Source organism: Rhizobacter sp., assembly GCF_031412075.1.
Classification (GTDB): domain Bacteria; phylum Pseudomonadota; class Gammaproteobacteria; order Burkholderiales; family Burkholderiaceae_C; genus Rhizobacter.
Genome location: NZ_JANOCG010000377.1, coordinates 1 through 6,497 on the forward strand (window position 1 = coordinate 1; position 6,497 = coordinate 6,497).

A 6,497-nucleotide genomic window follows, 5' to 3' on the forward strand; every position below is an offset into this window, starting at 1 on the left:
CGAAGCGAGGCCGGCTGGTGTTCGTCTCCCCTTCGGACGAGCTGAGCGGCACAGGGCTTTGCGGGGCGCGCGCAGCGCGCATCAACAACTAGTTTCGGGCGGTTGTTTGAACGCAGCGGCCAACGGCCGCGTAGTGAGTTCTGCCCGACCCGCAAAGACCGAGCAGCGCAAGGCAGCCCTCGCAACGCGAGGGCCGAGTCCGCTGGGGTCGCTTCTTTGCCCACTTTCTTGTCGACACAAGAAAGTGGGTCGGCCGCCGGGCCGAACACCCGGCGCGGCCTCACGCAGTGAACAAGATCCGAGACAAACCGAGCAAGGCTTCAATACTTCAGCCCGAACGGGAAGGCGACCCGACCCGGGTCACAAAAAGAGAAAGCCGTTTTTCCCCCTTCATTTCGGCCCAATGCCCCCCTCAAGCCTCCAGAACAATTGCACTCAGCAGGTCATGAAGACGACCTGTGGTCCCACGGTCGGAGGTGATGTACCTAAACCCGCGCGGACTTCAAGTCGGTAGACGCTGTGGAACGAAAGACCACACGTCTGCGGAGCCAAACGCCGGCATGTGCCGGAGGTCGATCATTCTTGAAGGAGTGCAACATGCCCCAGACCATCAACACGAATCTCAACTCGCTGAACGCTCAGCGAAACCTCGCCTCTTCACAGGGCTCCTTGTCGGTTGCCATGCAACGCCTGTCCTCAGGCTTGCGTGTCAACAGCGCCAAAGACGATGCCGCCGGCCTCGCGATTGCCGAACGCATGAACTCCCAGGTGCGCGGCATGAACGTTGCCGCCCGCAACGCCAACGACGGCATCTCGCTGTCGCAGACGGCTGAAGGCGCACTCGGCAAGATCGGCGACGCCATGCAGCGCATGCGTGAGCTGGCCGTGCAGTCGGCCAACGGCACCAACAACTCGCAAGACCGCGACAACCTGCAGGCCGAGTTCCAGCAGCTCAATGACGAAGTGGCCCGTATCGTCTCGGGCACCCGCTTCAACGGCACCGTGCTGTTCGACGGCACCCAGGGCACGTTCAGCTTCCAGGTGGGCGCCGGCACCGATGCCACCGACACGCTGACGATCAACTCCGTCGACCTGACCGCCACCGTTGCGGCGGTGGGCGCGCTCAACATCTCCGGCCTCGACAGCACCGGGGCCTTGGCCGCCATCACGGCACTCGACACCGGCATCATCGACGTCACGACCGCACGCGCTTCGTTTGGTGCTGCACAGAATCGCTTCGATTCCGTCATTGGCAGCCTGACCGTTTTTGCCGAAAACCTGTCTGCCGCACGCGGCCGCATCATGGACGCCGACTTCGCCGCTGAAACCGCCGCCCTGTCGCGCGCCCAGATCCTGCAGCAAGCTGGCAACGCCATGGTGGCGCAGGCCAACCAACTCCCGCAGCAGGTGCTGACCTTGCTGCAACGCTAAAAAGCAGACTGTCCGGACTCAAGTTCCGGAAATTCCTGCCGACAACGGGATATCCGGGCTTGCTTGGATGTTCCGTGTTTGCGTTTAGGGGCCTGGATCGTGAAGTTTGTCTCACGGTGACGGCCGGAAAGTTGGAGGTATGCCATGGCGACCATCAGTTCAGCAGGTATCGGCAGCAGCCTGCCGGTCGAAGACATCATCTCGAAGCTGATGTCCATCGAGAAGCAGCCGATCACCCGGCTGCAGAGCCAGGCCTCGACGATCCAGACCAAGATTTCCGCCTTTGGCCAGCTGCAGTCCGCCCTGTCAACCTTCAGAGACTCTTCGCTCGCGCTCACCCGCGCCAGCACCTGGGGCGCCACCACCGCCGCTTCGTCCGATGCCACAGCCATCCAGGTCACCACGGGCGAGGGCGCCGTGCCCGGCAACTACGCCATCAGTGTCGGGTCGCTGGCCACCGCCCATTCCGCCGTGACCCGCACCTACGACTCGGCCGACGAGCTGGTCGGGGCCGGCACCCTGCGCGTGGAAATCGGCAGCTTCGGCCAGGCCGGGTTCGCGCCGCAGCCCAACCTCGAGGCGATGAGCATCGACATCAGCCCGACCGATTCACTCGCCACGGTGCGCAACAAGATCAATGCGGCCGGCGCGGGTGTGTCGGCGGTGATCGTCAACGACACCACCGGTGCACGCCTCATCATCAGTTCGACCAACCCCGGGTCGGCCAATGCCTTTCGCTTGTCGGGCACGGGTGGCGCGGCTGACATCAGCTTCGACCCCGATGCCGGTGCCAACCCGATGACGCAGACACAGGTGCCTGCCGACGCGCAGATCACGATCAATGGCCTGGCCGTCACCACCTCGGGCAACCGCCTGACCGACACCATCCAGGGCCTCACCCTCAACATGAGCAGGGCCACTGCCGGCGCGGTGGTGCAGGTCACGGTCGCGCCAGACAACACCTCGCTCAAGGGCTCGGTGCAGTCGTTCGTGGACAGCTACAACACGCTGGCCAAGATGTTGTCGACGCAGACGAAATACGACGAATCGAGCAAGACCGCTGGCAAGTTGCAGGGTGACAGCACGGCTGTCTCGTTGCAGCGCCAGCTGCGCAACGTGCTGACGGCCGAGTCGCCGGCCTCGGCGACCTACCCGAGCCTGAATTCGGTGGGCGTCACGCTGCAAGCCGACGGCACGCTCAAGATCGACGACACCAGGCTCACGAGTGCGCTCAACAACAACCCTGCCGAGGTCAAGAAGCTCTTCTCGGCCAGCAGCCCCATGGTCAACCCGACCGACCCCGACCTGAACGGGGTGGCCACGCGGCTGCGCATCTTCACCGACAAGATCCTCGGCAGCGATGGCGCACTCTCCACCAAGGCGGCGAGCCTGAGCAGCACCCTGTCGCTCAACCAGAAGCGCCAGGACGAAATGACCGCCCGCATGGCGCTCACCGAAGCGCGGCTGCGCGCTCAATACACCTCGCTCGATACCAACATGTCACGCCTGACCGCGCTCAACACCTACATCACCAACCAGGTGGCCGCCTGGAACAAAAGTTCCAACTAAAGGGCAAGGATCGATTCGTGAAACACGGGAAACACCCTCTGTTCCGAAACGATCCCAGGCTCAAGCCAGCTTGCAAGCGAACCGATAACCAAACATCTGACCAACGCTACAAGCCCAACAGCCATGTTTGCTTCAGCTGCTTTTTCTGCCCCCGCCAAACGCCAGCTCGGCGCCTACCAGCAAGTCCAGGTGACCACCGGGGTTGACGGCGCTTCGCCGCACCGCCTGGTGCAGATGCTGTTCGAAGGCCTGCTGGACTCTTTTGCACAAGCCCGCGGCGCCATGCGCAATGGCCACATCGAAGCCAAGGGCGAGGCCATTGGCCGCGCGGTGCGCATCATCGAAGAGGGCCTTCGTGCCGGGCTGAACTTGCAAGAAGGCGGCCAGCTCGCCGCCGATCTGCATGACCTGTATGCCTACGTGATCGTGCGCCTGACGTATGCCAACCGGCACAACGACGAAGCCGCCATCACCGAGTGCACGACATTGATCGAACCCCTGAGCAAAGCGTGGGACGAAATCGGCCACAAGGCGGCCGCATGAAGCGTGTCAACAGCATTCGCTCCGCCACCCCCTTCAGCGCCTCGGGAGACATCATGAACACCGCCCTGCTCCAGTATTACGAAGCCATTGAAAAGGCCAGCGCCGACATGCTGCTGGCCGCCCGCTCGGGCGACTGGGACCAGGTCGTCAAGCTCGAAGGCGCCTGCGCGGTGCTCATTTCGCAGCTCAAGCATGCCGCCAATGCGCAGGCACTCGACAGCGAAGAAGCCCAGCTCAAGTCGCGCATCATGCAGCGCATCCTGATCAACGACGCCGAGATCCGTCAACTGGCCGAGCCCTGGCTCGAAGACCTCGACGGCATCCTCGCCGGCCGGCCCAAGTCGGTTCACTGAACGAGCATCGAAGGCGCTCTGTGGACACCTTGCCCATGCAGCTGGACGCCGTGGCAGCAGCCCACGGCGGGCTGGCCGAGTTCCAGATCACATCGCAGCCCGAGCTCGTCAAGACGCTCAAATCGCTGATCGACGGCAACGTGCTCGTCAACCTCAACGGCAGCGACGGCGCTTCGTACACCACCACGCTGTGGGCAATCGACGCCGCGCGCGGCATAAGGAGCTTCAGTGCCGACGTCGACAGCAACCAGGTGCAGGCGCTGGTCGAGGCCGAAGAGGCCGTGGCCGTGGCCTACCTCGACAGCATCAAGCTGCAGTTCGACGTGAGCGGCCTGATGCTGGTGCGCGGCGGCAAGTCGAGCGCGCTCAGCTGTGCCTTCCCGCGTGTGGTCTACCGTTTTCAGCGGCGCAGTGGCTACCGCGTGCGCCCGCTGCTGCGCAGCACACCGGTGGTGCGAGTGCGCCACCCAATGATTCCCGACATGGGCTTGAGCCTGCGCGTGCTCGACGTGAGCATTGGCGGTTGTGCCCTCTTCCTGCCCGACGACGTGCCGCCGCTCCAGCCCGGCGTGGTGCTCAACGGCGTGCAGATCGAGCTCGACCTGGACACCCGGGTCAGCACCTCGCTGCGCCTGCAGCACGTGACCTCGCTCAACCATGATGCCCACGGCGTGCGCCTGGGCTGCGAAATCGTCGACCCCTCGCCCGACGTGCTGCGCGCCTTGCAGCGCTACATCGACCAGACACAAAAACGCCAGCGCGCCCTCGCGCGCTGATCGCCTAGGGCTTGGTGGCGAGCGGCGTGTTGCGCTGCGCCTCGGCCCAGGTGGCCTGGCATTGCTGGCTGAGCTTTTCTTCCATCTCGGGCGAGTTGTCGTCGCCCATGGCTTTTTTCGCGAGCTCGCGCTCCTTGCGGTACTGGTTGCTCTTGCGCGCACTGGCCAGCTCGGCGCGCCGCTGCGCGTCGGGCTTGACCTTCCACAGCGCCAGGTAGGCCTTGTCGCGCTGCCCACGCATGTGGGGAAAGCGCGCTTCACATTTGGCGTAGCCGAGGTCGAACTGGGCCAGCACCTTGAGGTCGGACGGCAGTGCCTGGGCGCTCGTTGCCAGCAGCACCATCAGGGCGAGCGTGATCGGGGCTTTTTTCATAGGGTCAGCGTGAAGCGCCAGACGCAGGCAGGCCGATGCGGCGAGCGGTGTTTTCGATCGCGCGGCCAGCGGCCGAGGCGCCGCGGTCGACTGCGCTGGCTGCCGTCTTGACACCGCGTCCCACGGCGCTGGCAGCGGTGGTCACGCCTTTTTTCACAGCGCCTTCCACCTTCACGGCCACGTTCGAGGCCTTGTCGGCCACGGTGTTGGCCGTTTCGCTCGGGCCAGCCGCGGCCGAGGCGGCCACCATCATCAGCACGCTCGCGGCGATCAGGCTTCGCAATGAATCCGTCATCTGGGGCTCCAGGCTGTTGCAGGATCGTTCGATGATAGCGGCGGCGCTCGCCACCGCCATGGGCGGCACGTGCGCGCCCTTGGCCCAGCCCCAGGGTCGGTCAGACCTGCATGTTCATGATCTCGGAGTAAGCCTGAACCAGCTTGTTGCGCACCTGCAGCGTGGCCTGGAAGCCGATCTGCGCTTTTTGCATGGCAACCATGGTTTCTTCGAGGCTGACGGTGGGGTTGCCCATCTGCACCTGCTTCTGCATCTCGGTGGCCTGGTTCTGGGTGTCGCTCACTGCACGCAGCGCCTGCGTGAGCTGCTGCTGGAAGCCCGCTCCGTTCACGGGTTTGCTGTTGTTGACCAGCGGCAGACCGTTCGTACCGAGGCCGGCGCGGGCGGCGGCTTGGGCGAAGTTGAATGGCTTGAGGGTGACGTCCATGGAACAGAACTTTAGGGTTTTCTGTAAGCGGGCATGTCTGGAACTGGCCGGGCTTTGGGAGCCTGTTCGGCCCATCCCGGCCCCTCAAGTTTCCAAATAATCGTTCCCATTCGGGCGGTCTGCCCTGCTCGGTACGAACGGTTCCCAAAACACCATGGACAACGCGGTCGCCATTGCCAACAACAACCAACTCGCCGCCCCGGCCGGCTTCGGCGCGCGGCTGGCAGCGCTGCCGGTCAAGAGCCGCGTCAGCCTCGGCGTGGGCATTGCTGCGCTGGTCGCCGTGCTGGCGGCCATCACCCTGTGGAGCAGCCAGGGTGACTACAAGGTGCTGTACGCCAACCTGTCCGACAAGGATGGCGGCGCCATCATTGCCCAGCTCTCGCAGATGAACGTGCCCTACCGCCACTCCGAAGGCGGCTCGGCCATCCTGGTGCCGGCGGCACAAGTTCACGACCTGCGCCTGAAGCTCGCGTCGGCCGGCCTGCCGAAGGGTTCGGTGGTCGGCTTCGAGCTGATGGATGGCGCGCGTTTTGGCCAGACCCAGTTTCAAGAGCGCCTCACCTTCCAGCGTGGCCTCGAAGGCGAGCTCACCCGCTCGATCACGGCCATGCCTTCCGTGCAAAACGCACGCGTGCACCTGGCCCTGCCCAATCAGAATGGGTTCTTCCGCGAACAGCAAAAGCCCAGTGCCTCTGTGATGCTCACGCTCTACCCCGGTCGCACGCTC

At 64.3% G+C, this 6,497-nt stretch carries 9 protein-coding genes; 6 read left to right on the forward strand and 3 right to left on the reverse strand.

Going from position 1 to position 6,497, the window contains the following annotated elements; translation table 11 throughout:
• Nucleotides 1-597: 597 nt before the first annotated feature.
• The 5 genes from RMO40_RS14065 to RMO40_RS14085 all read left to right on the forward strand — a co-directional run bounded on the left by RMO40_RS14065 (nucleotide 598) and on the right by RMO40_RS14085 (nucleotide 4,672).
• The gene (locus tag RMO40_RS14065; protein ID WP_309722340.1) at nucleotides 598-1,431 is read left to right on the forward strand and encodes a flagellin N-terminal helical domain-containing protein; all 834 of its coding nucleotides are present in this window, start codon (nucleotides 598-600) and stop codon (nucleotides 1,429-1,431) included.
• A gap of 144 nt (nucleotides 1,432-1,575) precedes the next feature.
• Nucleotides 1,576-3,000, forward strand: a complete 1,425-nt coding sequence (gene fliD / locus RMO40_RS14070) for a flagellar filament capping protein FliD (protein ID WP_309722343.1) — start codon at nucleotides 1,576-1,578, stop codon at nucleotides 2,998-3,000.
• 123 nt (nucleotides 3,001-3,123) lie between these two features.
• Nucleotides 3,124-3,543: a flagellar export chaperone FliS gene (fliS, locus tag RMO40_RS14075; protein ID WP_309722345.1), complete on the forward strand. Its 420-nt coding sequence runs from the start codon at nucleotides 3,124-3,126 to the stop codon at nucleotides 3,541-3,543.
• A gap of 53 nt (nucleotides 3,544-3,596) precedes the next feature.
• A complete protein-coding gene (locus RMO40_RS14080) occupies nucleotides 3,597-3,896 on the forward strand; it encodes a flagellar protein FliT (protein WP_296680727.1) in 300 nt (99 codons plus the stop codon).
• Nucleotides 3,897-3,916: 20 nt separating this feature from the next.
• Nucleotides 3,917-4,672 carry a flagellar regulator YcgR PilZN domain-containing protein gene (locus RMO40_RS14085; protein WP_309722351.1) on the forward strand — a complete coding sequence of 252 codons (756 nt, stop codon included), beginning with the start codon at nucleotides 3,917-3,919 and terminating at the stop codon, nucleotides 4,670-4,672.
• A gap of 4 nt (nucleotides 4,673-4,676) precedes the next feature.
• Here RMO40_RS14085 and RMO40_RS14090 read toward each other — a convergent pair whose 3' ends face one another.
• The 3 genes from RMO40_RS14090 to fliE all read right to left on the reverse strand — a co-directional run bounded on the left by RMO40_RS14090 (nucleotide 4,677) and on the right by fliE (nucleotide 5,767).
• Nucleotides 4,677-5,045 carry a hypothetical protein gene (locus RMO40_RS14090; RefSeq protein ID WP_309722353.1) on the reverse strand — a complete coding sequence of 123 codons (369 nt, stop codon included), beginning with the start codon at nucleotides 5,043-5,045 and terminating at the stop codon, nucleotides 4,677-4,679.
• 4 nt (nucleotides 5,046-5,049) lie between these two features.
• Complete coding sequence (locus RMO40_RS14095) at nucleotides 5,050-5,340, reverse strand: hypothetical protein (protein ID WP_309722356.1); 291 nt, start codon at nucleotides 5,338-5,340, stop codon at nucleotides 5,050-5,052.
• Between the two features lie 100 nt (nucleotides 5,341-5,440).
• On the reverse strand, nucleotides 5,441-5,767 hold the full coding sequence (gene fliE / locus RMO40_RS14100) for a flagellar hook-basal body complex protein FliE (protein ID WP_309722370.1): 327 nt from the start codon (nucleotides 5,765-5,767) through the stop codon (nucleotides 5,441-5,443).
• A gap of 154 nt (nucleotides 5,768-5,921) precedes the next feature.
• Between fliE and fliF the strand changes: the two genes are divergently transcribed.
• The coding region (fliF, locus tag RMO40_RS14105) for a flagellar basal-body MS-ring/collar protein FliF (protein ID WP_309722374.1) at nucleotides 5,922-6,497 on the forward strand (576 nt) is incomplete at its 3' end.